The following is a 26,720-nucleotide window of genomic DNA, read 5'->3' as shown; positions in this document are numbered from 1 at the left end:
ATCGGTCACACCAGCGAGAGACCCGCCCGCTTCACCGCGCCGATATAGCGCAGCATGCCATGCCGCGCGGCGTCGCTCAGCGCGATATAGGCGCGGCGGCGATCGCTGGGATCGGCCCTACGGTCGAACAGGCCCGCTTGGCTCAGCGTTCCGATCCAGCGCAGCGCCGTCGTCGGCGGCACTGCGGCGGCGATACAGAGACTGGAGACCGAGATCTGGCGATGCTCCAGATCGGCGGCAAACAGATCGAGCAGCATGTCCCATGCGGGATCGGCGAACAGGTCGCCTTCGAAAAACTCCGCGCGCATGCGCCGGGCGCGGATCACTCGGCGGATCTCGCTGGGGGTCGCCGCGTCGGCCTCCGTTTCCGCCGCAAAGGCGAAAGCGGGGGTGCGCACCAGACCCTTCTGCTCTCCCAGGTCGCTGCGCGTCAGCCGGGCGAGCGAATCGGCGATGCGGGCGACTTCCTCCTGGAAGCGGCGCATCCGCAGCACTTCCTCGTCGCGCATTCCGTCATGCAGGCGCACGACCGGCTCGCGCCCGACGAACAGCGCCGCGCTCAGGCGATCGGCCTCGCTGGGGGCGCATTGCAGCATCACCTCGTGCGGCAACAGCGCGGCCGCCGCATCGATGTGTTCGGGCAGCACCGTGGCGATCATCGGTACCGCGCAGGTCTCGACCAGCGCGCCCAGACGGGCGAGCAGTGGCTCGAGCAGCGCCTCGTCGACGCCGGCGGTTTCCACGATCACCAGCCGCACGCCATCGAGCAGCACCATCGCCTGCAGCGCCGCTTCCGCGCCGAGCGGCGCGCGCATCTGGAAGCCGGCCAGCAGCGCCGTTCGCTGCGCCAGGTCCCGCGCGGGCCCGGGCTCGGCGATGATCAGCGCAACGTCCTGGGCCAGATCGTAGGTGATGGGCGTTGCATCGCCCAAATTCGCCAGCTCGTACATGCTCCGCCCCCTTGGTTCGGCATCTGTTCCCCAACAGATGCCGCATTGCTCCGAAATGGCGGAGTCGCGATTCCTCCAATTCGGAGCGAAGAGGCCCTGTATAGCATGAAAGTCGCCAAAGCGGAGCAAAGTATCGTCGGCTCAGCGGCGGCGGAGATCCTCGATCTGACCATCCCTGAGGCCGAGCATCATGCGCGCGGCACTCGCCAGCGTTGCCGTTGTCAGCACGAAACTCAGCGCCATCAAGATCAGGAGCGCCGCTATCAGGACAAGCTGCGCGACGGCAGGCATATTTTTTGCGGCAATCACGATCATCAGCAAGGTCTGGGCAATGGCTGCAGCATTCAACCCGCTCTGCATCAACAGCGACAATGCGGGCAGGAAGAACAGCGCCAGCAGTACCACAAGGCCGCCAAGCAACAGCAGCGCGAGCACGGCGAACGCCCCGAAGATGGACCAGAAATGCCCGCGGGACTGCGCCCATGCTTCGTCAACGGTGGTCGCTTCGTAGAGATAGGTGAGCGGCAGCGCGATCGAGAGCCGGGTCTGCACGAACAAAAGCATGACCAGTTCGGCGAGCAGCAGCGCTGTCGCCAGGGACTGGCGGACGGACTCGCTCGGTACCAGCCAACCGAGCAGCCCGAGCAGAAAGCCATTGGCCAGCGTCAGCAGGAACATGGCGACGGCGGTGGCGACCGTCAGCATCGCCAACAGCAGGAACACGCGCAGTTCGTTCGCCCCCAGCCGCAGATAGCAGGCGCCGCGCTTATAGGGGTGGAGCGTCGCGCGGGTCGCTGCCGTGATCAGCACGGCGACCAGCGCGATCGTCAGCGCCTGGGTGAGCAGCGCCGGCAGTAACATTGCCGCCAGGCCGTCGGATGCTGCGGGGGCAATCGCGATCCGCACCAGGCCGATCGCGAAGATGCCCAGAAGGTACAGGATCGACCAGACCAGCACCGACAGCGGGTGCTGCCGCAGCAGGCGGAACGCGCCGCCCAATATCGATCCGATCACCCCATCCCCCGATCAGTCCAGCGACTTGACGATTTCTTCCACCATCTTCTTAGCATCGGCGAGCAGCATCATCGTGTTGTCGCGGTAGAAAACCTCGTTGTCGACGCCGGCATAGCCGACGCCGCCCATGCTGCGCTTGACGAACAGCACTGTCTTGGCCTTTTCCACATCGAGGATCGGCATGCCGTAGATCGGCGAGGACTTGTCGGTCTTGGCGGCCGGGTTGGTCACGTCGTTGGCGCCGATGACGAAGGCGACATCGGTCTGGGCGAATTCGGAGTTGATGTCCTCCAGTTCGAACACCTCGTCATAGGGCACATTGGCCTCGGCGAGCAGCACGTTCATGTGCCCCGGCATGCGGCCGGCGACCGGGTGGATCGCGTACTTCACCCGCACGCCGTGCGCCTTCAGCTTGTCCGCCATCTCGCGCAGCACGTGCTGGGCCTGGGCCACCGCCATGCCGTAACCGGGGACGATGATCACCTGCTCGGCCTGGGACATGAGGAACGCCGCGTCCTCGGCGCTGCCGCGCTTCCACGGCCGGTCGATCGCTGCCGCCGCGGCTGCGCCGCCCCCCGCGTCGCCGCCGAAGCCGCCGGCGATCACGCTGAGGAAGCTGCGATTCATCGCCTTGCACATGATGTAGCTGAGGATCGCGCCCGAGCTGCCGACCAGTGCGCCGGTGATGATCATCGCCGAGTTGTGCAGCGTGAAGCCCATCGCCGCCGCCGCCCAGCCCGAATAGCTGTTGAGCATCGACACTACGACCGGCATGTCCGCGCCGCCGATGGGGATGATCAGCAGGAAGCCGATCAGGAAGCTCAGCACCGTGATCGTCCAGAAAATCCACGGCGCCTGATCCTGCACGAAATAGCCGATCAGGCCCAGGATCGCTGCGAGCAGCCCCAGGTTGATGACGTGTCGGCCCGGCAGCAGGATCGGCTTGCCGCCCATATTGCCGTTGAGCTTGAGGAACGCGATCACCGATCCGGAGAAGGTGATCGCGCCGATCGCCACGCCCAGCCCCATCTCGATGCGACTGACCGGGTGGATTGATTCAAACGGCGCACCGATCAGCGGGATCACCAGATCGGCGATTCCGAAAGCGGCGGGATTGAGGAAGGCTGCGCAGGCGACGAGCACCGCCGCCAGGCCGACCAGCGAGTGGAAGGCGGCGACCAGCTGCGGCATCGCCGTCATCGGGATGCGGCGGGCGGTGACCACGCCGATCACCGCGCCGATCAGGATCGCGGCGAGGATCTCCCCGGCGATCAGCGAATCGATGGCGAAGCCCGCCCCGCCGGTTTTGGCCTGCGGGAAGTGGGTGACAAGCGTGGTTACGACCGCGATCATCATGCCGATCATGCCGAGGCGATTGCCCCGCTGGCTGGTGCTGGGGCTGGAAAGCCCGCGGAGCGCGAGGATGAAGCAGACGCCGGCAACGAGATAGGCGAGAGGTGCGATGTTCTCCATGCTCAGCGCACCTTCTTCTTGTACATCGCAAGCATACGCGCGGTCACCGCGAATCCCCCGAAGATATTGATGCTGGCGAGCACCACCGCGAGCAGGCCGAGCCATTTCGAGGTCTCGCCGGCGCCACCCAGACTGCCCGCCGCCGCAGCGATCAGCGCGCCGACGATAATGACGGAGGAAATGGCGTTGGTCACCGCCATCAGCGGCGTGTGCAGCGCCGGGGTCACCGACCACACGACATAATAGCCGACGAAGCACGCCAGCACGAAGACCGACAGGATCGAGATGAAGTCCATAATCTACTCCTGATCCGCGCAGCGCTGCGCGGAAAGATCCTCCCCGTTCCGGGGAGGGGCACAAGCCGCAGGCTGGTGGAGGGGGAGCCCGGCAACAGACGCAATCGAGGTCGGTACCCCGTCTGCTTTCTGCAGAATCTCCGCCGCGTCGATACGCAGAACTCGGTAGCGGTTGTCGGCCAGAAGCTGGCCCTTGCGGCGGTCATGATCGACTGCCGCGGGGGCTGCATGCACCTGCCCGTCGACTTCGATCACCAGCCGCACGGCGGGGATGTATAAGCCGCCGACATAGCGGCCGATGGGGTGCTGGTTGCGTACGCCCGCGCTGAGGGCGTTACGCCGCAGTCGTTGCCACAACAGCACCTCGGGCAGGCTGAGCCGTTGCCGCTGCCGCTGCCGGCGCGCCGCCACGACTTCAGGCTGAATTGCCCGCTCTGCTCCCCCTCCACCGCGCCGCGCGCGGTCTCCCTTCCCGTAGCGAAGAGGATCAGGGAGCGCCGCCGGTGTCACGACAACAACCTCTCGTGCACCACCTTGCCGCCCTGCGTTACCCGCACGGCGGTGCCGATTTCCTCATCGAGCACCGGCCGGCCCGCGTCCTTATCCCAGAAGGCCGAGAGGAAGTTGAACAGGTTGCGCGCGAACAGGGCCGACGAGTCCGTGGCCAGCCGGCTCGGCACGTTGCGATGGCCGATGATGCGAACGCCGTGGCGCTCGACGATCTCGCCCGGCACCGATCCTTCGACATTGCCGCCCTGCTCCACCGCCAAGTCGACGATCACGCTTCCGCTACGCATCGTCGCGATCTGCGCATCGCTGATCAGCCGCGGCGCCGCCCGGCCGGGGATCAGCGCGGTGGTGATGACGATGTCCTGCTTGGCGATGTGCGCCGACACCAGTTCGGCCTGCGCGGCCTTGTAGGCGTCGCTCATCTCGGTGGCATAGCCGCCCGAACCCTCGCCCTCGATCCCGGCGACATTCTCGACGAAGATGGGCTTGGCGCCGAGCGACAGGATCTGCTCCTTGGTCGCCGAGCGCACGTCGGTGGCCGAAACCTGTGCACCCAGACGCCGCGCGGTGGCGATCGCCTGGAGACCGGCGACACCAACGCCCATCACGAACAGCTTGGCGGCGCTCACCGTGCCGGCGGCGGTCATCATCATCGGAAAGGCACGGTCATATTCGGCGGCCGCGTCGAGCACCGCCTTGTAGCCGGCAAGGTTCGACTGCGAGGACAGGATATCCATCGACTGGGCGCGCGTGATTCGCGGCATGAACTCCATCGCCAGCGCCTCCGCCCCCAGCGCGGCATAGCGATCGAGTCGCGCCCGCTCGCCGAACGGATTGAGCCCCGCGACCAGCCAGGCCCCCGGCTTCAACCCGGCCAGGCTCTCCGGATCGGGGCCCTGAACCGCAAGCACGATGTCCGCGTCCGCCAGCACCTCGCCACGCGACGCAACGGTCGCGCCCGCGTCGCGAAAGGCACCATCGCTGTAGGAAGCGGCAAGACCGGCACCCGCCTCGACGGCGATCGATGCCTTCAACGCAAGGAATTTCTTGACGGTTTCCGGCGTAGCCGCGACACGTCGTTCGGCAACAGCCGCCTCTTTCAATACCGCGATCTTCACGTCAGCGCGCGATCAGGAAGACGACGAAAGCAGCGATGAGGAACACCGCCACCGTGCCCCACTTCATCAGCGCAGTGAAACCATTGAAGGTTTCGACATGGGTTTGGATCTCGCCGGCGTTTTCACCCGTTTCAGCCATGAATGTGCTCCTCTCCTAAGGTGCCGGATGTCTTATACCGCTGCTTCGCGCACCCTCAACCCCGGCGCCCCAAGAACTGGTTCGTGCAGGCTTAAGCCGAACTTTACGCATCTGCTCTAATCGATGCGGCTCGAAACGGGACAATTGGGACTGGAGTCGGCATGACGCGCAACGGACAGCGCCTTCTGTTGCTGATCGATTCGGAGCCGGCGCAGCGGCGCCTGGTGGCTGCCATCGCTTCGCGCCGCGGCTGGCGGACGCTGTTCGCCGACGACGCAGACAGCGCGATGGCGACGCTCGGCACGCCCGACGGCCTTGCTACCGATGCGATCATCCTCGATTATCCTGCTTCCGACGACGTGGCTACGGCGCTGATCTCCGATCTGCGCGCCCGCCGTCCACACCTGCCGATCCTGGTGCTCGCCGCCAACGGCTCCGTCGCCGCCGCAGTGGGCGCGATGCGCGCCGGCGCCAGCGATTTTCTGGTCAAGCCGATCGCCGCCGAACGCCTCCTGGGCGCGCTGGAAAGCGCGATGGGCGGGGCCAGCGCCGGCGAACTGCGCCCGCTGACCGAGAAGCTCACCGCGAATCTGGGCTTCAGCGAAATCGTCGGCTCCGCGCCGCAATTCCGCGCGGCACTGGCGGTCGCCGCCAAGGCTGCACGCGCCCGCGTACCGGTGCTCGTCGAAGGCGAGACCGGCGTGGGCAAGCATGTCGTGGCCGAGGCCATCCACGGCGCCTCGCCCCGTGCACGCAAGGAACTGATCTGCGTCAATTGCGGATCGCTTTCGGCAAACCTCGTGGAATCCGAGCTGTTCGGCCATGAGGAAGGCGCCTTCACCGGCGCGTTCGAGCGCAAGATCGGCAAGCTGCAGGAAGCCGATGGCAGCACCATCTTCCTCGACGAAGTCAGCGAGATGCCGCTCGAGGCCCAGGTGAAATTGCTGCGCATGCTGCAGACGGGCGAGATCCAGCCGCTCGGCGCGCGCCACCCTCGCGAAGTGGATGTCCGCGTGATTGCAGCGAGCAACGTGCCGCTGCTCGGCGAAGTCGAGGCGGGGCGCTTTCGCGAGGATCTTTACTACCGTCTGAACGTCGTCCAGGTGACCATCCCGCCGCTGCGCGAGCGTGCTGGCGACATCCCCGCGCTGATCCGCCACCTGCTCGTACGGATCGGCGAGCAGCCGGGCCTGCGCTCGCTCGGGATCAGCGACGAGGCGCTTCAACTGCTCACCGGCTATGACTGGCCGGGCAATGTCCGCCAGCTGCAGAACGTGCTGTTCCGCGCCGCCGTGCTCTGCGACGAGGAAGGACTGACCCGCGACGACTTTCCGCAGATCGCGCAACTGGCCTCGGGCCGCCCCTCGACGAACGCGCCGGTGGCGGGGCATTCCAGCGCTGGCGGCATCACCCTGTTCCGTCCGGACGGCAATCTCCGCCCGCTCGACGAGATCGAGGCGGATGTCATTCGCCTCGCGATCGGCCACTATCGCGGCCGGATGACCGAAGTCGCCCGCCGCCTCGGCATCGGTCGCTCGACGCTCTACCGCAAGCTCGGCGAGCTGGGGATCGATCAGACCGCGGCGTGAGGCGCGGTGAGCGCGGCATCCTGCATGCCGCGCCACACGCGCAGCGCCTGCACGCTCTCGAAGGCGTCATGGACGCGGAACAGCTGCGCGCCGAGACTCACGCCTTTCAGCGCCAGCGCCAGCGAGCCGCCCAGCCGCTGCTCCGCCGGCGCTTCGTTGGCAAGCGCGCCCACAATCCGCTTGCGGCTGGCGCCGAGCAGGATCGGGCAACCGATCCCATGGAACAACGCCAGCCCGTTCATCAGCGCGAGATTGTCCGCCAGAGACTTGCCGAAACCGATGCCGGGATCGATCACGATTTTCGCGCGGTCGACGCCTGCGGCGACGACGGCGTCCACCCGCGCCTCCAGCCAATCGTAGATTTCGATTAGTGGATCGGCATAGCCACCCTTGCCCTTCGCGCCGCTCTTGGGGTCAGCGGCGTGCATCAGCACCACCGGGCAGCCGGCGCGCACCACGACCTCGAGCGCGTGATCGTCGTAGAGCAGCGCCGAAACGTCGTTGACGATATGCGCACCCGCCGCCAGCGCCGCCTGCATCACCGCGGCCTTGCGGGTGTCGATCGAAATGGCCGCGCCGCTCGCGGCCAGCCGCTCGATCACCGGCACCACGCGGGCGATCTCGTCGCCTTCCCACACTGTTTCCGCACCGGGCCGAGTGGACTCGCCGCCAACGTCGAGGATCGCAGCGCCGGCGATGCTCATGTCGACGCCCGACTGCGCAGCAGCGGCAGGATCGCCGAGATGCTTGCCGCCATCGGAGAAGCTGTCCGGCGTCATGTTCAGGATCGCCATCACCTGCGGCTGGTCGAAGCGCAGCGTTCTGGCACCGAGCGTCAGCGGCGCGCGGGGGGCGGTGATGCGCCGGGCAATGGAGGCGAAGCGCGGGTCGGCGTCCGCCTCGGCGACGGAGAGGGTGCGCTGGAGCACGCGCCGACCATTCTCCACGGCGATCAGTTCATAGGCTGCGAACCAGGCCAGGCCGCCGGCCAGTCGCGCGACCTCGCCGTCGCGGCCGACGGGCGTGTCGACGAACTGGATCGGGCGGAGATAGAGGCGGGCGGCGGCGGGGAGGTCGAGCATGGCGCCGTGCTAACGACGCAACGCTCACAATAAAAGCGCGGCCCTCGCCGCCTGCGCGCCCCTCCCGCTTGCGGAGGTGGAATTTGGCTTACGGCTGCGTGGCGAGCAGGTAGGTCTGGCGGAGCGCGTCGATCGGCTTGAGGTCGCCCTGGTCCTCGTAATGCCAGAAAGTCCAGCCGTTGCAGCTCGGTGCGCCCTGCAGCGTCGCACCCAGCTTGTGAATCGAGCCCGCCTGCCCGTCGCAGCTGAGCGAGCCATCGGCACCGACCGTCGCCCGCCAGCGGGCCTTGTGGTCGCTGAGCACCGTGCCCGGCGCCAGATAGCCATTCTCGACCAACTGGCCGAACGCCACGCGCGGCGCGGCCTTGGGCGCCTGCATCGTCTGCAGCGCGCTTTCATCGAGCGGCAGGGCGGCGGCGATGCGCTCCAGCGCCGCCTCGACATACACGCCTTCGCGATCGATACCGATCCAGCGGCGACCGAGGCGCTTGGCCACAGCACCCGTCGTGCCGGTGCCGAAGAACGGATCGAGCACCACGTCGCCCGGTTTGGTGCACGACAGCAGCACGCGGTACAGCAGCGCCTCGGGCTTTTGCGTCGGGTGAACCTTGGTGCCGTTCTTTTTCAGCCGCTCCTGCCCGCTGCAGATCGGGAATTCCCAATCGCTGCGCATCTGCAGTTCGTCGTTGAGCGTCTTCATCGAGCGGTAGTTGAAGGTGTAGCGCGACTTCTCGCCCTTCGACGCCCAGATCAGCGTTTCGTGCGCGTTGGTGAACCGCGTGCCCTTGAAGTTGGGCATCGGATTGGCCTTGCGCCAGATGATGTCGTTGAGGATCCAGAAGCCCAAGTCCTGGATCGCCGAGCCGACCTTGAAGATGTTGTGATAGCTGCCGATCACCCAGATCGTGCCGTCGTCCTTCAGGATGCGGCGCGCCTGCGCCAGCCATTCGCGGGTGAACTTGTCATAGGCCGCCAGGCTGTCGAACTTGTCCCACTCGTCAGTCACCGCGTCGACATGGCTACCGTCGGGGCGGTTGAGGTCCCCGCCCAGCTGCAGGTTGTACGGCGGGTCCGCGAAGATCATGTCGATCGACTTGTCGGGCAGCCCGCGCATCGCCTCGATGCAGTCCTGGCGCAGGATCGTGTCCAGCGGCAGCACGGCCGGCGCCTGCTTCGCGACGCGCGCACCCGCCCGTTTGACCTTCTCCAGCACGCCCATGAATCATCGCCCCTTCGCTCAAAAGGCACCCCTATTCGGGGCCGAGCGACTCCTCCGTCAAGAGGGGGGATCGCCGGGTGGTGACCCGAAGCAGGTGGCTGGCGCGGCGGAACATTTCGGCACCCGCCATATCTTGAGTCAAGAAGTTATCCACAGGCCCAAGCGCTGGTAGGTGTGACCCGAAAGACTCAGTTTCGTTTTCGTGAAAATTTTCCCGCCTGTGGATAAGCTGGAACGTTCCGCAAACGATTCAGCCGATCGCTATGGCCTCGCCGCCGCGTGCGACGCTCGCCGCGAGCCGGGCGCGGGCTTGCGGAAACAGCCCCATTTCGTAGAGCACCTGCGCCTCGCGACCGAACCATTCGGCATCTCCCCCGAATCGGATGCGTGCCGCCACGCAAAGCGCCACGCGGACTTCCCAGCTAGTGCCTTGCGCCTGGATCGCGGCGCGGATCGCCTTGCGGCTGGGACGCGCGCCCAGCATGTCGGAGGGAAGCCGGCACGCCAGCGCTCGCGCGCGCCAGGGTGCAATCTCGCCCAGATCGGCAAAGTCGCTGGCCAGCGCGGGATCGCGCAGCGTTTCGAGAAAGGCGATGTGCAGCGGGTGCGCGGGATCGGTCAGCGCGACATCGTCATCGAAGCGGAATCGGATCGCCCCCATCCCGCGCGATTCGGCATAGCGGACCATCGCCGCCATCTCGTGGAAGCTCGCCGGCCCGACGATCGCTTCGCGCAGCAGCTCGGCCAGTACCGGGTCGTGGCGCGGTGCCGGCTGGAACCCGCCGGTCGATCCCCGCATGATACTGCCCAGATATGCCATGCCTGCTTTCCTCCCGCTGCGATCCTTTCATTGTAGGACGGCAGCGGGCGCGTGCAGCGCACTAGGCAAAATTTGCCGGGTTGGATCGGGTGCGGCCTATTCCGCCGCGAGCGGCCCGAAATCGAGATGCGCCTGCGCCACCGGCGCGAAGCTGCGGCGGTGATGCGGTGTGGGCCCGAGCGCGCGCAGCGCTTCCTGGTGCGCCTTGCCGCCATAGCCCTTGTTTGACGCCCAGCCATAGCCGGGGAACTGCGTGTCGAGTTCGACCATCATACAGTCGCGGCGATGCTTCGCGACGATCGAGGCTGCCGCGATCGACAGGCACAGCGCGTCGCCGCTGACCACCGCCTCGCTGCGATGGTGCCATTTCGGGCAGCGATTGCCGTCGACCAGCACGAAGGCGGGCGGAAATCCCAAAGCCTCCACCGCGCGCGTCATCGCCAGCATCGTCGCCCAGAGGATGTTGAGCCGGTCGATCTCCTCGACGCTGGCGACGCCTACCCCCACCTTCGCGCAAGCGAGCAGTTCCTCGCACAGCTTCGCCCGCTTGGCGGCGGTCAGCGCCTTGGAGTCGTTGATCCCCTCGGGAATGCAGTTCGGATCCAGCACCACCGCGGCGGCGACCACCGGCCCGGCCAGCGGGCCGCGGCCGGCTTCGTCCACGCCGGCTACCGGGCCGGTGTGCAGCTGGAAATAGCGGGTTTCGTAGCTAAGATCAGGCATCGTCCTCGATCCGCCATGGCGGAAAGCGACGCATCTCGCCAGCCTGATAGAGACGAACTGCGTTGCCGGCGGGATCGCGCAGCCGCGCCTCGCGCCAGCCCCATTTCTCGTCCCGGGGCTCCTGCTCGAAGCGGAAGCCCTGCTGTTGAAGATAGGCGACCGTCACATCGAGATCGCCGCATTCGAAATAGACCACCGGCGCGGTGTACGCCTCATCGGTGGCGATCGAGAAGGTCGCGCCGCCCTCGGTTTCGAACCGGGCATAGCGGGGAGACGCCCGCACCACCTGGCGCAGCCCGAGCAGCCGGTAGAAGCGCTCGCTCGCCGCTAGGTCCCGCGCGGGCACCGTCACCTGGTTCAGCATCGGCTCGAAGAAGCTCATGTTGAGGTCAAGCCGCACCGCCTGCTGCGCCATCGGCCCGTGGCCGCGCCCCAGCCCCTCGGCCTCGCGCATCGCGATCCGCACAAAGCGCCGCGCCCGGCTCACCGCCTCGGGCAGGTCCCATTCGCACGCCAGGCCGCAAGCGACTGCCGAGGCCAGCGTGCAACCGGTCCCGTGCGTGTTCCCGGTGTCGATCCTGGGATCGCGCCACTCGATCTGGGGCGGGTCCTCCGGATCGGCGGAGTAAAGCGTGTCGACCACCTCGGGCCCTTCGCCATGCCCGCCCTTCACCAGTACCGCGCAGCGATGTGCCGCGACGATCGCCTGCGGGTCGCGGCCCAGCGCCTCCAGTTCGGGCAGGTTGGGCGTCACCACCGTCGCGCGGTCCATCAGCCGCTCGAACGCGGCGACCGTCGCCTGGTCGGCGAGCCGCGCGCCGCTGGTGGCGACCATCACCGGATCGAACACCACCGGCACGCCGGGCAGCTCGTCCAGCCGCTCGGCCACCGCCAGCGCGGTGCGGGCGGAGCCGATCATGCCGATCTTCACCGCATCCACGCCGATGTCGCGCACCACCGAGTCGATCTGCGCCAGCACCATGTCGGTCGGCACCGGGTGTACCGCCTGCACGCCCACCGTGTTCTGCGCGGTGATTGCGGTGATCGCGGTCATAGCATGGCCGCCGAGCATGGTGACGGTCTTGATATCCGCCTGAATCCCGGCGCCGCCGCCGGAATCCGAGCCTGCGATGATCAGCACACGTGCGCCCATGGCTTTATCCCTTGTGCTTGCGCTCGGTGGATGCGGGGTGTCGCTTCAGCGCATCGCCGACCCGCGCCGGCCGGTCGAGCAATTCGCCGCCGCAATTCGGGCAACGCTCGTCCATCTCGTCGGCGCATTCCGCGCAGAAGGTGCATTCGAACGAGCAGATGAACGCGCCACCGGCATCTGCCGGCAGATCGGTGCCGCAGCGTTCGCAATCGGGCCGCATATCCAGCATCAGGCGGCCGCCACGCGCACGGCGTCGCAGATCCGGTCGACCACCGTTTCCACCTGCGCCTTGTCGTCACCCTCGGCCATCACTCGGATCACCGGCTCGGTGCCCGAGGCACGGATCACCAGGCGACCGCGGCCCTTCAGCTCGGCCTCGGCGGCGGCGATCACGTCCTTGACGCGTTCGTCCTCCAGCGGCTTGCCGCCGGCGAAGCGGACATTCTTGAGCAGCTGCGGCAACGGCTCGAAACGGTGCAGGACCTCGCTTGCCGGCGCGCCTGCCCGGACGATTTCCGCCAGCACCTGCAGCGCCGCGACCAGCCCGTCACCGGTGGTCGCATAGTCGGACAGGATGATGTGCCCGCTCTGCTCGCCGCCGACATTGTAGCCGGAGCCGCGCATCTTCTCGAGCACATAGCGGTCGCCCACCTTGGTGCGCACCAACCCCAGGCCCTGCGCGGCAAGGTGGCGCTCGAGCCCAAGGTTCGACATCACGGTCGCGACCAGCCCGCCGCCGGCGAGCTTGCCCTGCCGCGCCCAGCCGGTGGCGATCAGCGCCATCAGCTGGTCGCCATCGATCACCGTGCCGGTCTCGTCGACAACGATCAGCCGGTCGGCATCGCCGTCCAGCGCGATGCCCAGCGCCGCGCCCGAGCCGACCACCGTTTCGCTGAGCACCTGCGGCGCGGTCGAGCCGACGCCGTCGTTGATGTTCTTGCCATTCGGGCTGACCCCGATCGTGACCACCTCGGCGCCCAGCTCCCACAGTGCCGAGGGCGCAACCTGATAGGCAGCACCATTGGCGCAATCGACCACCACCTTGAGGCCATCGAGGGTCAGCTCGGAGGGGAACGTCGACTTGGCGAAGTGGATGTAGCGGCCGCGCGCGTCCTCGACCCGACGGGCCCGGCCGATATCGGCGGAAGGTGCCAGCGGCACGTCGCCGTCGATCAGCGCCTCGATCGCTTCTTCATCCGCGTCGGAGAGCTTGAACCCGTCCGGCCCGAACAGCTTGATGCCGTTGTCGAAATAGGGGTTGTGGCTCGCCGAGATCATCACGCCCAGATCGGCGCGCATCGAATGGGTCAGCATCGCCACCGCCGGGGTCGGCATGGGGCCGACCAGCACGACGTCCATGCCGACGCTGGTAAAGCCCGCAACCATCGCATTTTCCAGCATATAGCCGGAAAGCCGTGTATCCTTGCCGATCACCACCCGGTGGCGGTGATCGCCGCGGCGGAAATGCGCGCCGGCCGCCATGCCCACCTTCATCGCCATGGCGGCGGTCATCGGAGAGAGGTTGGTCGCGCCGCGGATGCCGTCGGTGCCGAAATATTTTCTTGCCATGCGTCTCGTTCTCGCGCCCTTGTGGCGTTGTATGCGCGCCGTGATAGCGGCGAAAACCTCAAAGGGCGAGCATGTCGCAACCTACCCGTATTCTTCTTTCCCTGCTGGCCGGGCTCGCGGTCGGCGCCGCATTGGCGGCCTGGTCGCCGCAATCGGGCCTCGCCGCCGCTGCCTGGGCGCAGCCGGTGGGCCAGGCCTGGCTCAACGCGCTGCAGATGACGATCGTGCCGCTCGTCGTGGCGCTGCTGATCACCGGCGTGACCGCCACCGCCGAAGCCGCCGCCGCGGGACGGCTCGCCGGCCGGGCGATTGCGCTCTACGTCACGCTGCTGTTCTGCTCGGCGCTGATCGCCGCGGTGCTGACGCCGCTGTTCCTCCAGATCGCGCCGCTGCCACAGGAATCCGCCGCGAGCCTGCGTGCCGCGCTGACCGGCGCCGAGAAGATCGGCCCCGTGCCCCCGCTGGGCGAGTTCCTCGCGGCGATCATCCCGGCCAATATCGTGAAGGCAGCGGCGGAGAATGCGTTCCTGTCGCTGATCATCTTCTCCCTCGTCTTCGCCTTCGCGATCACCCGCGTCGCTGCGGAATCGCGCGCGCTGCTGACCAATTTCTTCGTCGCGGTGCGCGACGTGATGCTGGTGGTGATCGACTGGGTGCTGTGGATCGGACCCGTCGGCGTGTTCGCGCTGGCGCTGGTGGTCGGCGCCAAGGCGGGAACCGGCGCGTTCGGCGCATTGCTCCACTATATCCTGATCGTCGCCAGCGTGGGCGGCGTGATCACGCTGTTCGCCTATCCCGCCGCGGTGTTCGGCGGCCGCATCGGGCTGGTCCGCATGTTCCGCGCGGCGCTTCCCAGTCAGGCGGTGGCGATCAGCACCCAATCGTCGCTCGCCACGCTGCCGGTGATGATCGAGGGCGCCGAGGAAGTGGGCGTGCCGGTCGCCGTCTCGGGCGTCACCCTGCCGCTGGCGGTTGCGATCTTCCGCTCGACCGGGCCCGCGATGAACTTCGCCGTGGCAATCTACATCGCAGAATGGTTCGGCGTACCGCTGCATCCGGCAACGCTGCTGGTCGGCGCCGTGGTCGCCACGCTGACCTCGCTGGGGTCGGTGAGCCTGCCTGGTACGGTGAGCTATGTCAGCGCGATCTCCCCGGTCGCCGCGACGATCGGGGCGCCGATCACGCCGCTCGGTCTGCTCGTCGCGGTGGAGACGCTGCCGGACATCATGCGCACCGTCGGCAACGTCACCTGGGATCTCGCGACGACGATCTGGCTGGCCCGCAAGGCGGAGGCGCCGCGCAGCACGGCTGACGAGATCCTGACGCATTGAGGATCGTCGCCGCTCGTCCCGTCCGCTGGAGTGCGCTCGCACTCCTGTCGCTGGCGCTGGCAGCGCTGCTGGAGGCAATCGGCCTTTCCGCCGGCCTGCTGCTGGGCCCAATGCTGGCCGGCATCGCCTTCGGCGCCGGCGGCTCGGGCCTCGGCCTGCCGCGCTGGAGCTTCCTCTGCGCGCAGGCGGTGATCGGCTGCCTGATCGCCGGCACGCTTTCCGCCGGCATCTTCACCGCGGTGCTGCACGAGTGGCCGCTGTTCGTCGGCGTCACCCTGGCCACCCTGGGAGCAAGCTGCTTCCTCGGCTATTGGCTGAGCCGCTGGCAGGTGCTGCCGGGCACCACCGCGATCTGGGGATCGATGCCGGGCGCTGCGAGCGCGATGGTGGTGATGGCCGAGGCATTCGGCGCCGATGTCCGCCTCGTCGCCTTCATGACCTATACCCGCGTCGTCTGTGTGGCCGGTGCCGCCTCGGCATTGGCGGCAGGGCGCGGCGCGCATCACGACGGATCCTGGCTGCACACGCTGATCGCACCGGCACCGCTGCTGCCCACGCTGGCGACATTGGCGGTGGCAGCGGCGGGCGTTGCGGGCGCGCTGATCCTACGACTGCCGGCGCCTGCATTGCTGGGCCCGCTGGCGTTGGGCGTCGCGCTGCACCTCACGGGCATCGTCCGCCTCAGCCTGCCCGAACCCGTGCTGGCCTGCAGCTATGCGCTGATCGGCTGGCGCATCGGCCTTGCCTTCACCCGCGAAACGCTGCGCCTCGCCGCCCGCGCCTTGCCGCGCGTACTGCTGTCGGTCGCGATCCTGATCGGCTTCTCGACCGGGCTCGCGCTGCTGCTCACCCACTTCACCCGAATCGATCTCGTCACCGCCTATCTGGCGGTGAGCCCCGGCGGACTCGACTCGGTCGCGATCATCGCCACCTCGGTGCCGGTCGACCAGCCCTTCGTCATGGCGATGCAGACGCTGCGCTTCCTCGCGGTGCTCGGTGCCGGCCCCCTGCTCGCGCGCTGGGTGGCGCGGCGCCTCCAGCCGGTTACTTGAGCAGCACCAGTTCCTCGGCCATGGTCGGGTGCAGCGCCACCGTCGCGTCGAACGCGTCCTTGGTCAGCCCCGCCTTCACCGCAACCGCGGCCGCCTGCAGGATCTCCGGCGCATCCGGCCCGATCATGTGGAGGCCCACGACGCGGCCGGTGACGCCGTCGCAGATCATCTTGTAGAGCGCGCGCTCGTGCCGCCCGGCGAGCACGTTCTTCATCGCCCGGAAGTCCGACGTGTAGACCTTCACCGAGCCGAGCTTGTTGCGCGCCTCGCCTTCGGTCATGCCGACCGCAGCGATCGGCGGATGGCTGAACACCGCGCTCGGGATGCAGTGATAGTCGACTTGGTGCGGCTTGCCGCCGAACAGCGTGTCGGCGAACGCCTGTCCCTCGCGGATCGCGACCGGGGTCAGCTGCACGCGGTTGGTCACGTCGCCCACCGCATAGATGCTGGGCACCGAGCTGCGATTGTCGGAATCCACCTTGATCGCACCCTTGTCGAGCTCGACGCCGACCGCCTCCAGCCCCAGCCCCTCGGTGTTGGGCACGCGGCCGGTCGCGAACAGCACGCAATCGACCTCGATCGGGTCGTGGCCGCTCATGGAGACCAGCAGGCTGCCATCGGCCTGCTTCTCGATCTTCTCGAACTCGGCAAAGAAGCGGAACTCGATGCCCTTGGTCATCGAGATCTGGAGCAGCCGGTCGCGCACCTGCGCGTCATAGCCGCGCAGGATCACGTCAGTGCGGTTGACCAAGGTCACCTTCGATCCGAACTCGTTGAAGATACCGGCGAACTCGTTGGCGATATAGCCGCCGCCGGCGATCAGCACGCGCTTGGGCAGCGTTTCCAGGTGGAACACCTCGTTGGAGGTGATGCCATGCTCGCTGCCCGGGAAAGTGGGCACATGCGGATGCGCGCCGGTGGCGATCAGGATCGTCTTGGCGGTAACCTTGCGGCCGCTCCCCAGCGTCACTTCATTGGGGGCCGTGACGGTAGCGCGATCGAGGAGGATCTCTACGCCATTATTCTCCAGCCCCTGGGTGTAGAGACCGTTGAGGCGATCCACGTCCGCCAGCACATTGTCGCGCAGCGTCGGCCAGTCGAACCGGCAATCGGGCACGTCCCAGCCGAAGCGGCGCGCGTCCTTCAGATCCTCGGCAAAATGCGCGCCGAAGATCAGCAGCTTCTTGGGCACGCAGCCGCGGATCACGCAGGTGCCGCCGACGCGATATTCCTCCGACACCGCGACCTTGGCACCGTACGCCGCCGACATGCGCGAGGCACGCGTACCGCCAGAACCCGCACCGATTACGAACAGGTCGAAGTCATAGTCGGACATGGGTCACTCCGGAGATGCGCCGGCGCAAGCGGCCGGGAGAAGGGGTCGGGGAGGAAGATAGGGTGCGGCGGCCGAAAACAAGGGCCGCCGCGGCTTGCCGCTCACCGCTTGCGGACGAACTCCGCGCGCAGGACCAGGCCCTTGATCCCATCGAACTTGCAGTCGATCTCCTGCGCGTCGCCGGTCAGGCGGATCGACTTGATCAGCGTGCCGCGCTTGAGCGTCTGGCCGGCGCCCTTCACGGTCAGGTCCTTGATCAGCGTCACCTGGTCGCCGTCCTGGAGCAGGTTGCCGACCGAGTCGCGCACTTCCACCGTGTCGGCCGCCGCGGCCTTTACCGCGGCCTCGGCGGCGGGGATCCACTCCCCGCTCGCCTCGTCATACACATATTCGTCCCCGCTCATGCGCCCAACGCCCGCTGGATCAGGTCGTTGGTGGAAGGATCGAAGTCGAGCCCGCCCTTGTCGGCCGCCTTGGCCATTTCCTTGCCCAGCTCGACGCCGAACTGGTCGAACGGGTTGATGCCGAGCAGCACCGCGTTCACGAACACGCGGTGCTCGTAAAAGGCGATCAGCGCGCCCAGCGTGCGCGGGTCGAGGCTGTCGAGCAGCAGCGTCGAAGACGGACGGTCGCCAGGATAGGCGCGCGCCGGGTCTTCATGCCCCTTGCCGGCCATCAGCGCCGCGCCCTGCGCGAACATGTTGAGCAGCAGCTGGCGGTGATGGTCCTCGGCCAGCGCATCGCCCGCCTCGATGACACCGACGAATTCGAGCGGCACCAGATGCGTGCCCTGGTGGAGCAACTGGAACACCGCATGCTGGGCATCGGTGCCGACGCCGCCCCAGGTGATCGCAGCGGTGGGATAGGTCACCACGTCGCCCTCGGCCGTGACGCGCTTGCCGTTCGATTCCATCTCCAGCTGCTGGAGATAGCTGGGCAGCAGCTTCAGCCGTTCGTCATAGGCGAAGGTCGCGCGCGTCTCGCAGCCGCGCGCCTGGCTGTAATAGAGGTCCGCGAAGGCCGCGAGCGCAGGGGCGTTCTGCGAAAGATCGGTCAGGCGGAAGTGGCGGTCCATCTCGGCCGCGCCTTCCAGCAGTTCCTCGAACGCGTCCCAGCCCAGCGCCAGCGCCGCCGGAAAGCCGATCGACGACCACAGCGAATAGCGCCCGCCGACGCTCTCGAAGAAGGGCAGCACACGGGTCTCGTCGACGCCCCATTCCATCGCCTTTTCGGGCGAGGCGGTCAGCGCCACGACCTGACCATAGGGATCCTCGACCCCGCCCTCCGCCATCCAGGCGAGCGCGCTCTGCGCGTTGAGCATCGTCTCGGTGGTGGTGAAGGTCTTGCTGGCGATCACCAGCAGCGTCGCCTGCGGATCGAACACGTCCATCGCGTTCTCGAGCGCCACGCCGTCGACATTGGAGACGATCGCCACGTCATAGCGATCCATGTCGCGGCCCAACGCATCAACCAGCAGGTCAGGGCCCAGCGCCGAGCCACCGATGCCGATGTGCAGGATATGACGAATCGGCCCCAGTGCCTCGGCCTCGATCGCGTCGATCAGCGCACGCATCCGCGCGTGCTGCGACCGCGCACGGGCGACGCTCTCGGCTGCGCCCTCATAACGTTCGGCGGTGTGCTCGGCCGCGCGGCCTTCGGTGACGTTGACCACCTCGCCCGCGAACAGCGCGTCACGCTTGGCCGTGAAGTCCATCTGCTGCGCCAGCGTGGCGAAGGCGGAGATAGCCTCGGGCGTCAGGTGCGTCTTCGACCAGTCGAAATGGATGCCGGCGACATCAGCGCTCAGCCGCGACAGCCGATCGGCATCGGCAGCGAACAGATCGGTCAGCTTGGCGGCGGGGAGGGATTGGATCGGCGTCCAGTCGGGCAAGGCCATGTTCATCTCCTTGGTGGCACGCGTCCCCTATCGTCCCGCACCGGCCCATTCCAGCCTCATTCCGCCGCTTGACCTCCCCGCCGCGCCCTAGCAGAGCAGTGCCCATGGAAACGCCCGCCTCCACCGAACCCGGCGCCTCGCGCGCCAATCCCGTGCAAGTGCCTGCCGCAAAGCCGGAAAAGCCCAAGTCGGAGTGGCGCGACCTCGCGACGTTCCTGCTCAAGCTGGCGCTGATCGTGTTCGTGGTGCGCAGTTTCATCTTCTCGCCGTTCAGCATCCCCAGCGAATCCATGCTGCCGCGGCTGCTGATCGGCGACTATCTGTTCATCACCAAGTGGAACTATGGCTATTCGAAGCACTCGCTGCCGTGGAGCCTGCCGCTGATTCCGGGCCGCATCCTCCCCGGCACGCCGGCACGCGGCGACGTGGTGGTGTTCAAGGCGCCGAACCATAACGGCGAGGACTGGATCAAGCGCGTGATCGGCCTGCCGGGCGACACGATCGAAATGGTCAACGGCCAGGTTATCCTGAACGGCAAGCCGGTGCCGAAGCAGCGCATCGCCGATTTCGTGCTGCCGATCACGCCGAACTTCACCCATTGCCCGACGCAGTTCCAGACCGCGGACGCCAAGGGGGCGCCGATCTGCCGCATCCCGCAGTTCCGCGAGACGCTGCCCAATGGCAAGCAGTACAACGTGCTCGACCAGGACAATCTGCCGCAGGACAACACGCAAGTGTACACCGTCCCCGCCGGCCATGTGTTCCTGATGGGCGACAACCGCGACAACTCCACCGACAGCCGCTTCCAGCAGCCGCCCTATGGCTCGGGCATCGGCTTCGTGCCGATCGAGAATATCGAGGGCAAGGCGGTCGTGAACTTCTGGTCGACCGATGGCGGCGCCAACTGGCTGCTCCCCTGGACCTGGTTCACCGCGGCGCGGTGGAGCCGGATCGGAGAAGGCTTCTGAGCGTGCCCGATCTGGGCGGCTGGGTCGAGAAGACGTTCGGCCGCCCCGCCAAAGACCTGCCTAGTTTCCAACGCGCGCTGACCCATGGCAGCCAGGCCGCAGGCAACTACCAGCGACTCGAATTTCTCGGCGACCGGGTGCTCGGCCTGGTCGTTGCCGAATGGCTGTTCGAACGGTTTCCGGAGGAGCCGGAAGGCGCGCTGTCGCGCCGGCTTAACTCGCTCGTCACCGGCCCGGTCTGCGCCGATGTCGCGCGCGAGCTGGGCGTGGTGCCGCATCTCCGCCTCGGCAAGCAGGCGCGCGACGACGGCGCGGCGGACAGCGACAATGTGCTGGGCGACGTGATGGAGGCGTTGATCGGCGCCTGGTATCGCGAAGCCGGGCTCGACGCGGCTCGCGCGTTTGTCCGCAAGGTCTGGGGCAACCGGATCGATGCCCATGCCAAGGCGCCCAAGCATCCAAAGTCGGCGCTCCAGGAATGGGCCGCCGCGCGCAACCGCCGTCCGCCGGAATATGAGATCGTCGATCGCTCCGGCCCCAACCACGCGCCGCGCTTCACCGTGAAGGTGTCGATCGGCAAACTCGCCGAAGCGAGCGCCGAGGGCAGCAACAAACAGGAAGCCGAAACCGCCGCGGCGGCGGCACTGCTGGCCAAGCTGGGCGGCTGACCGAAGCCGCCACCGCAAGGCCGTCATCCGAGCGAAAGCCGGGATCCCCCGCAAAAGCGCTTCTCCGCCGGATCAGCGTGCTACCGGAGATCCCAGCTTGCTACGATGACGGCAAGGGGCCTCGCCTCCATCCCCATTCCCCAGTACAACCGGAAACCATGACCGAACCCACCCCCCAACAATCCTGCGGCGTCGTCGCGATTCTCGGTGCGCCCAATGCCGGTAAGTCGACGCTGGTCAATGCTCTGGTCGGCCAGAAGGTCGCCATCGTCAGCCCCAAGGCGCAGACCACCCGCGCCCGCGTGATGGGCATCGCCATCGAAGGCGACACCCAGATCATCTTGGTCGACACCCCCGGCATCTTCGAGCCCGAGCGCCGGCTGGATCGCGCAATGGTCGCCGCTGCCTGGGACGGCACAGACGGCGCCGACCTCGTCGCGTTGGTCGTCGACGGCAAGGGCGGCATCGGACCCAAGGTGCATGCGGTGATCGACAGCCTGCGTGGCCGCAAGGGGCGCAAGATCCTGATCCTCAACAAGGTGGACATCGCGGACAAGCCCCGCCTGCTCGGCCACGCCGCCAAGCTCAACGAGGCGCTGCCGTTCGACGAGACGTATTTCGTCTCCGCCCAGACCGGCGACGGCGTGCCCGAACTCAAGGCCGCGCTCGCCAAGGCGATGCCGCAAGAGGCATGGCATTTCCCCGAAGACCAGGTCTCCGACGCGACCGATCGCATGCTGGCAGCAGAGGTGACGCGGGAGCAGCTCTACCTCCAGCTCCATGCCGAGCTGCCCTATGCGAGCGCGATCGAGACCGAAAAATACAGCGAGCGCGAGGACGGCTCGGTCGAGATCCACCAGCAGATTCTTGTCGCACGCGATACCCAGCGCGCGATCGTGCTCGGCAAAGGCGGCCAGCGCCTCAAGGAAATCGGTAGCCGTGCCCGCGTCGAGCTGTCGAAGCTGCTCGGCGTACCGGTGCACCTCTATTTGCACGTCAAGGTCAATCCGAAGTGGGAAGAGGATCGCGGGCTCTACCGCGAAATCGGGCTCGACTGGGTCGACTGACCTCTCGTCTCCGGGACCATCGAGAAGGCCGTGATCCCATTGGGGCTCACGGCCTTTTTGTTCGCTTCTGCCGCACGGGGCAAAAAAAGGGCGGCACTTCGAAAAGCGCCGCCCCGTTAATTGGTCGATCCAGCAGGGATCAGAACTTGATGGTAGCACCCACGTACAGCATGCGGCCGTACAGGTCGTAGGTGTTCGCCACCGTCTGCGCGCCCGGCCAGGTAACCTGGTTGGTGTCGCCGAAGACCGGCGGCTTGGTGTCGAGCAGGTTGTTGACGCCGGCGTACAGCTCCATCTGCTGCTTGCCGCCCACCAGGATCTTGCCCTGAAGGTTGTGATAGAAATAGGCCGAGATGCGCTGCGCATCCGGATCACCCAGATTGTCGGTCAGCGGGCCCATATAGTCGACGCGATAGTTGAGCTGGAACTTGGGCGCGCTGAACGTGACGTTGGCGAAGCCCTTGTCCTTGAAGCCCGAACCAAGGCGACCGCAGCTGTAGCAATCCGCCTGGCCCAGTTCGTTCTGCACCGGCCCGCCCGGGAACGGCGTCTGCTGCTGCTTGAAGCGATGGTTGTACATCACGTCGAAGTCGAAGCGCGACGCGCCGACGGGGATCGCATAGCGCGCTTCCACGTCGATGCCCGAGACCAGGAACGAGCCGGTGTTCAGGTTGAGCGCGTTGACGCGGGTGATGAAGCCGCCGCTGTCCCGCACGACATTGTTGCAGAACAACGGGTTCCCGGTTGCGACGCACTGGTCCACCGACACCTGCTGGCCGATGATGCCGATCGCGTTCTTCACCTTGATGCTGTAATAGTCGACCGTCATGCTGAAGTTCTTGAAGAACGTGGGCGTGACGACCGCGCCGACCGTCAGCGTGTCGGCAGTCTCCTCGCGCAGGCGCGAATTGCCGCCGAGCAGGCCGTCGATCGTCTGGATCTGCGACGTGGTGTAGGCGAACGAGCCCCGGTTCGCGATCGTCGTCGCGATGCCCGGGATGCTGCGGCAGGCGGCCGGCAGCGCGCCGATCGCGGCACCATCACCCTCGCCGCCGCCCTGGTCGCACGGATCCTGCACGGCGGGGAAGGTCTGGCTCAGCGACGAATAGAGCTCGCCGATGTTCGGGGCGCGCGTCGCACGCGAGTAGATCGCGCGGAAGCGGATGTCCTTTACCGGCGCATAGGTGCCGCCCGCCTTGAAGCTCCACACGCCGCCGACGGTCGAATAGTCGGCATAGCGGGCAGCGCCCTCGAGGCCGAGATATTCGAGGCCGGGGCGGTTCTCGACGACCGGCGCGACGACTTCGACAAAGCCTTCCTTGACGTTGAAGCTGCCGCGCGTGTTCGTGATCTGGTTGCCCGCGGCAAGGCCGGCCTGGGTGAACGGATCGAAGACCTCGGTGCTCTTCTCGTGGCGATATTCCCCACCGAAGGACAAGGCGATCGGGCCGCCCCACAGCGAGAACAGATCGCCGTTGATGCTGCCGGAAACGACGTCCTGGTTCACCTTCGCCAGATAATCATACGAGACGTTGGTGCCGTTGACGAGCTGGACGGTGTTGCCGTCGACCAGCGTCACGTTCCGGGTCGGGCCGGTATAGGTCTGGAGGAACTTCGACGCCGCGGCGCTTACCGTGTTGAAGCCGAAGATGTTCATCGGCACGCAGCCTGCCGCGCGCGCTGCCGCGTCCGAACAGCGGACCTGACCGTCGGGGCCGATCTCGTTGCTCAGCGCCGCGCCGTAGTTCGGCATGTAGATCGACTGCGCGGTGGTGTGGTCGCGGCTTTCCGAATGCTCGTAATAAAGATCGTACGACCAGTTGGTGCCGGCGGTGAACTGCCCCTTCGCGCCGATCACGCCACGATAGAAATCGCGCTCGTTCTTGTTGCTGCGGCTGAAGATGTCGTTCGAACGACGGCGAAACTGGATGACGTTGGTGCCGTTCGCGATCGCTGCCGCACGCACCGCTGCCGGCACATAGGGGCTGCTGATCGGGATACCGGCATAGTCCGAGCCGTCGAAGTTGAGCGCCGCGCCGGGGCCGGTGTTGGCGATCGCCGACGGCTCGAGCGAGGCGTTGGAGTTGGTGCGGGTATACTGGCCCTGTGCGTACAGCTTGAACGCATCCGAGAAGTCGTAGTGCGCCAGCACTGCGCCCTGATAGCGCTCGACCGGCACCGACAACAGGCGATCGCCGTTGCGGTTGTAGCCGTCGACATTGGCGCCCTGATAGCCCTTCAGGTTGTTGGCGCCATCGAAGGTGTAGGTGCGCCCACTGGTCGGCGAGAACTGGGTCTGGTTCGGGTTGCTGATGTCGAACAGGCCCTGCGCGGCATAGGAGCTGCGGTTCGGGACGTCGCGCGACGAGAAGCTGCGGTTGCGCGACGGCAGGCCGTGGTCATTGTCATAGCTGAAGTTGGCGGTCACGTTGCCGCGGCCTTCGCCGAAATTTTGGCCACCGGTGATCGAGACATATTGGCGCGGTGCATCGCCCTTGTCCGACACGGTGTTCTGCGCGCGGATGCGCAGGCCCTGGAAGTTGTTCTTGAGAACGAAGTTGACCACGCCCGCGATCGCTTCCGAACCATAGACCGCCGAGGCGCCGCCGGTCACGACGTCGATCCGCTCGACGAGGTCGGTCGGGATGTTGTTGACGTCTGCCGCCGAGGTCCCGGCGATACCCAGGGTACGACGGCCGTCGATCAGCACCAGGGTCCGCGACGAACCGAGGTTGCGCAGGTTGATGGTGGCCGTACCATTGCCGGTGTTCGAGAAGTTGGAGCTCGTGCGGCTGACATTCTGGCCCACCGCCGGCAGCGTTGCCAGCACGTCCTGGATGTTGGACGCACCGGTCTGCTGGATGCGCTCGGCCGTAACCACGGCGACCGGGGTCGAGGCCTGCAGGTCGGGGCGCGCGATGCGCGAGCCGGTGACGATGATTTCGGTGCCGCCGGTCTGCGGACCGCTCGGCGTGGCTGTGGGGTTGGTCTGGTCCTGGGCTGCGGCGGGGAGTGCGAACAGCGCGGCCGCGCCGAACCCTGCCAGCGCCGTACCGGCGCGCAGGGCATAGGCAATACGAGACATACTCTACTCTTCCTTTACTGACCGCGCCCGCCGCTCCACAGCAGATGGGCGCGCCGATCCCTAAGCTGCGCCGCGATGTTGCTGTCGACGACACATATCGTTGCGATGGCGATAGGCTCGGGGCGTGTAAAGAAGCTGCGCGTAACACTTTAGTAATTTAATTGCCTCTGTGGCCGCCGCAACACAGTAGGATACGTGCAACAATCATCCTGGAAATGTGCCGGAAACAACTTTGCCTTGGATGATGTGAGCGTGATCTGATCGCGTCAGCGGCTGGCGGCGGGGCGGTGGTGCCCCCTTGGCGGTAGCGGTCAGAGCGCGTGTTTGTGCTGGCGATGCAGTGTACGCAGAAAAGCCCTGGCGGGTATGTCGCCGGGGCTTTTTCTGTATGATTTGGTTGCGGGGGCAGGATTTGAACCTGCGGCCTTCAGGTTATGAGCCTGACGAGCTACCGGGCTGCTCCACCCCGCGCCAAAGCTGGTGCCCTTAGGAGGGCGAACGGGGGACATGTGAATGGGTTTTTGGTTTCCGTACCTTTGCCGACACCGGCTTCAATGCCTGGCGGCGACCTACTCTTCCATTGCTTGAGCAATAGTACCATCGGCGCTGTCTGGTTTCACGGCCGAGTTCGGGATGGGATCGGGTGGGTCACAGACGCTATGGCCACCAAGCAATGAAGCCGGTGTGGGCGAAAGGGGAAATCGGGTTTCAAATCGTACACTGTCAAAGGCTGGAATGTTCACCCACCCTGCATTGCGACAACCCAGGGTTGTCGATGGGGGTGTGAAACTCTCAAGCGCGAAAAGAGCAATTAGTATCGGTTAGCTCCACGCGTTACCGCGCTTCCACATCCGATCTATCAAGGTCGTGGTCTTCGACCGCTCTATGAAATCTTATCTCGAGGGAGGCTTCCCGCTTAGATGCTTTCAGCGGTTATCCCGTCCATACATAGCTACCCAGCTGCGCTCTTGGCAGAACGACTGGTACACCAGAGGTATGTTCAACCCGGTCCTCTCGTACTAGGGTCAACTCCTCTCAAATTTCGACGCCCACGGCAGATAGGGACCAAACTGTCTCGCGACGTTCTGAACCCAGCTCACGTACCACTTTAATTGGCGAACAGCCAAACCCTTGGGACCTGCTCCAGCCCCAGGATGTGATGAGCCGACATCGAGGTGCCAAACAACCCCGTCGATATGAGCTCTTGGGGGTTATCAGCCTGTTATCCCCGGCGTACCTTTTATCCGTTGAGCGATGGCCCTTCCACGAGGGACCACCGGATCACTATGACCGACTTTCGTCTCTGCTCGACTTGTCAGTCTCGCAGTCAGGCTGGCTTATGCCATTGCACTCTAACAGCCGGTTTCCAACCGGCCTGAGCCAACCTTCGCGCGCCTCCGTTACTCTTTAGGAGGCGACCGCCCCAGTCAAACTACCCGCCACAGAGGGTCCCTGTACCGGATGACGGTACGAGGTTAGACAGTAAAGAACAACAGGGTGGTATTTCACTTGGTGGCTCCACACCAGCTGGCGCCGGTGCTTCAAAGCCTCCCACCTATTCTACACAGTTGTTCTCCACTGCCACTCTGAAGCTGCAGTAAAGGTGCACGGGGTCTTTCCGTCTAACCGCGGGTACTCCGCATCTTCACGGAGAATTCAAT

Annotated in this window: 24 protein-coding genes, 1 tRNA gene and 2 rRNA genes (1 of these 27 only partly in view); 6 read left to right on the top strand and 21 right to left on the bottom strand. The window is 66.3% G+C overall.

Translation table 11 applies throughout. The features are described 5' to 3' along the window. Nucleotides 1-5: 5 nt before the first annotated feature. The 7 genes from OIM94_RS14130 to OIM94_RS14100 all read right to left on the bottom strand — a co-directional run bounded on the left by OIM94_RS14130 (nt 6) and on the right by OIM94_RS14100 (nt 5,500). On the bottom strand, nt 6-950 hold the full coding sequence (locus tag OIM94_RS14130) for a hypothetical protein (RefSeq protein ID WP_264607336.1): 945 nt from the start codon (nt 948-950) through the stop codon (nt 6-8). Between the two features lie 141 nt (nt 951-1,091). Beyond that, nucleotides 1,092-1,964 (bottom strand): hypothetical protein, encoded by an 873-nt coding sequence (locus OIM94_RS14125; RefSeq protein ID WP_264607335.1) that lies wholly within the window; start codon nt 1,962-1,964, stop codon nt 1,092-1,094. Nucleotides 1,965-1,976: 12 nt separating this feature from the next. Next, nucleotides 1,977-3,437 (bottom strand): NAD(P)(+) transhydrogenase (Re/Si-specific) subunit beta, encoded by a 1,461-nt coding sequence (locus OIM94_RS14120; protein WP_264607334.1) that lies wholly within the window; start codon nt 3,435-3,437, stop codon nt 1,977-1,979. Nucleotides 3,438-3,439: 2 nt separating this feature from the next. After that, the gene (locus OIM94_RS14115) at nt 3,440-3,733 is read right to left on the bottom strand and encodes a proton-translocating transhydrogenase family protein (RefSeq protein ID WP_093297885.1); all 294 of its coding nucleotides are present in this window, start codon (nt 3,731-3,733) and stop codon (nt 3,440-3,442) included. 3 nt (nt 3,734-3,736) lie between these two features. Continuing rightward, the gene (locus OIM94_RS14110) at nt 3,737-4,144 is read right to left on the bottom strand and encodes an endonuclease domain-containing protein (RefSeq protein ID WP_264607333.1); all 408 of its coding nucleotides are present in this window, start codon (nt 4,142-4,144) and stop codon (nt 3,737-3,739) included. A 95-nt stretch (nt 4,145-4,239) separates the two neighbouring features. Beyond that, nucleotides 4,240-5,361 (bottom strand): NAD(P) transhydrogenase subunit alpha, encoded by a 1,122-nt coding sequence (locus OIM94_RS14105; protein WP_264607332.1) that lies wholly within the window; start codon nt 5,359-5,361, stop codon nt 4,240-4,242. Between the two features lies 1 nt (nt 5,362). After that, the gene (locus OIM94_RS14100) at nt 5,363-5,500 is read right to left on the bottom strand and encodes an aa3-type cytochrome c oxidase subunit IV (protein WP_264607331.1); all 138 of its coding nucleotides are present in this window, start codon (nt 5,498-5,500) and stop codon (nt 5,363-5,365) included. A gap of 161 nt (nt 5,501-5,661) precedes the next feature. Between OIM94_RS14100 and OIM94_RS14095 the strand changes: the two genes are divergently transcribed. After that, complete coding sequence (locus tag OIM94_RS14095) at nt 5,662-7,089, top strand: sigma-54-dependent transcriptional regulator (RefSeq protein WP_264607330.1); 1,428 nt, start codon at nt 5,662-5,664, stop codon at nt 7,087-7,089. Here OIM94_RS14095 and folP read toward each other — a convergent pair. The 7 genes from folP to glmM all read right to left on the bottom strand — a co-directional run bounded on the left by folP (nt 7,074) and on the right by glmM (nt 13,655). Next, complete coding sequence (folP, locus tag OIM94_RS14090; protein ID WP_264607329.1) at nt 7,074-8,171, bottom strand: dihydropteroate synthase; 1,098 nt, start codon at nt 8,169-8,171, stop codon at nt 7,074-7,076. The genes OIM94_RS14095 and folP overlap by 16 nt on opposite strands. 88 nt (nt 8,172-8,259) lie before the next feature. Continuing rightward, the gene (locus OIM94_RS14085; protein WP_319801125.1) at nt 8,260-9,390 is read right to left on the bottom strand and encodes a site-specific DNA-methyltransferase; all 1,131 of its coding nucleotides are present in this window, start codon (nt 9,388-9,390) and stop codon (nt 8,260-8,262) included. A gap of 250 nt (nt 9,391-9,640) precedes the next feature. Then, nucleotides 9,641-10,210, bottom strand: coding sequence for a hypothetical protein (locus OIM94_RS14080; protein WP_264607328.1), 570 nt, complete (start codon nt 10,208-10,210; stop codon nt 9,641-9,643). A gap of 96 nt (nt 10,211-10,306) precedes the next feature. After that, nucleotides 10,307-10,933, bottom strand: a complete 627-nt coding sequence (locus tag OIM94_RS14075; RefSeq protein ID WP_264607327.1) for a ribonuclease HII — start codon at nt 10,931-10,933, stop codon at nt 10,307-10,309. Then, complete coding sequence (thiD, locus tag OIM94_RS14070; protein ID WP_264607326.1) at nt 10,926-12,086, bottom strand: bifunctional hydroxymethylpyrimidine kinase/phosphomethylpyrimidine kinase; 1,161 nt, start codon at nt 12,084-12,086, stop codon at nt 10,926-10,928. Before thiD ends, OIM94_RS14075 begins: the two co-directional genes overlap by 8 nt. Before the next feature lie 4 nt (nt 12,087-12,090). Continuing rightward, nucleotides 12,091-12,315 carry a DUF1272 domain-containing protein gene (locus OIM94_RS14065; protein WP_264607325.1) on the bottom strand — a complete coding sequence of 75 codons (225 nt, stop codon included), beginning with the start codon at nt 12,313-12,315 and terminating at the stop codon, nt 12,091-12,093. Then, entirely contained in the window at nt 12,315-13,655 is a 1,341-nt protein-coding gene (glmM, locus tag OIM94_RS14060) for a phosphoglucosamine mutase (protein WP_264607324.1), read from the bottom strand. Before glmM ends, OIM94_RS14065 begins: the two co-directional genes overlap by 1 nt. Nucleotides 13,656-13,726: 71 nt before the next feature. Between glmM and OIM94_RS14055 the strand changes: the two genes are divergently transcribed. Together OIM94_RS14055 and OIM94_RS14050 are read left to right on the top strand one after the other, a co-directional pair. Further along, the gene (locus tag OIM94_RS14055; protein WP_264607323.1) at nt 13,727-14,986 is read left to right on the top strand and encodes a dicarboxylate/amino acid:cation symporter; all 1,260 of its coding nucleotides are present in this window, start codon (nt 13,727-13,729) and stop codon (nt 14,984-14,986) included. Further along, nucleotides 14,983-16,038, top strand: a complete 1,056-nt coding sequence (locus OIM94_RS14050; RefSeq protein ID WP_264607322.1) for an AbrB family transcriptional regulator — start codon at nt 14,983-14,985, stop codon at nt 16,036-16,038. Before OIM94_RS14055 ends, OIM94_RS14050 begins: the two co-directional genes overlap by 4 nt. Here the strand turns inward: OIM94_RS14050 and gorA are convergent. The 3 genes from gorA to pgi form a co-directional block, all read right to left on the bottom strand. After that, on the bottom strand, nt 16,031-17,374 hold the full coding sequence (gorA, locus tag OIM94_RS14045; protein WP_264607321.1) for a glutathione-disulfide reductase: 1,344 nt from the start codon (nt 17,372-17,374) through the stop codon (nt 16,031-16,033). The genes OIM94_RS14050 and gorA overlap by 8 nt on opposite strands. Before the next feature lie 101 nt (nt 17,375-17,475). After that, nucleotides 17,476-17,778: an alkylphosphonate utilization protein gene (locus OIM94_RS14040; protein WP_264607320.1), complete on the bottom strand. Its 303-nt coding sequence runs from the start codon at nt 17,776-17,778 to the stop codon at nt 17,476-17,478. Next, on the bottom strand, nt 17,775-19,271 hold the full coding sequence (gene pgi, locus OIM94_RS14035) for a glucose-6-phosphate isomerase (RefSeq protein WP_264607319.1): 1,497 nt from the start codon (nt 19,269-19,271) through the stop codon (nt 17,775-17,777). Before pgi ends, OIM94_RS14040 begins: the two co-directional genes overlap by 4 nt. A 104-nt stretch (nt 19,272-19,375) precedes the next feature. On the opposite strand from pgi, the gene lepB reads away from it, so the two are divergent. The 3 genes from lepB to era all read left to right on the top strand — a co-directional run bounded on the left by lepB (nt 19,376) and on the right by era (nt 21,974). Continuing rightward, the gene (gene lepB / locus OIM94_RS14030) at nt 19,376-20,239 is read left to right on the top strand and encodes a signal peptidase I (protein WP_264607318.1); all 864 of its coding nucleotides are present in this window, start codon (nt 19,376-19,378) and stop codon (nt 20,237-20,239) included. 2 nt (nt 20,240-20,241) lie between these two features. Continuing rightward, nucleotides 20,242-20,907 carry a ribonuclease III gene (gene rnc, locus OIM94_RS14025; protein WP_413716357.1) on the top strand — a complete coding sequence of 222 codons (666 nt, stop codon included), beginning with the start codon at nt 20,242-20,244 and terminating at the stop codon, nt 20,905-20,907. 158 nt (nt 20,908-21,065) lie between these two features. Continuing rightward, nucleotides 21,066-21,974 carry a GTPase Era gene (gene era, locus OIM94_RS14020; RefSeq protein ID WP_264607317.1) on the top strand — a complete coding sequence of 303 codons (909 nt, stop codon included), beginning with the start codon at nt 21,066-21,068 and terminating at the stop codon, nt 21,972-21,974. 139 nt (nt 21,975-22,113) lie between these two features. Here the strand turns inward: era and OIM94_RS14015 are convergent, their stop codons facing one another. The 4 genes from OIM94_RS14015 to OIM94_RS14000 form a co-directional block, all read right to left on the bottom strand. Beyond that, the gene (locus OIM94_RS14015; protein ID WP_264607316.1) at nt 22,114-25,059 is read right to left on the bottom strand and encodes a TonB-dependent receptor plug domain-containing protein; all 2,946 of its coding nucleotides are present in this window, start codon (nt 25,057-25,059) and stop codon (nt 22,114-22,116) included. A gap of 394 nt (nt 25,060-25,453) precedes the next feature. Continuing rightward, nucleotides 25,454-25,530 (bottom strand) — tRNA-Met (locus tag OIM94_RS14010). 85 nt (nt 25,531-25,615) lie between these two features. Continuing rightward, nucleotides 25,616-25,730, bottom strand: a 5S ribosomal RNA gene (gene rrf / locus OIM94_RS14005). Nucleotides 25,731-25,850: 120 nt separating this feature from the next. After that, nucleotides 25,851-26,720, bottom strand: a 23S ribosomal RNA gene (locus OIM94_RS14000); it runs 1,922 nt beyond the window's last position.

Source organism: Sphingomonas sp. R1 (assembly GCF_025960285.1).
Lineage (GTDB): Bacteria > Pseudomonadota > Alphaproteobacteria > Sphingomonadales > Sphingomonadaceae > Sphingomonas.
Note: the sequence above shows the minus strand (reverse complement) of the source record. Positions and strands in the feature narration are given on the sequence as shown.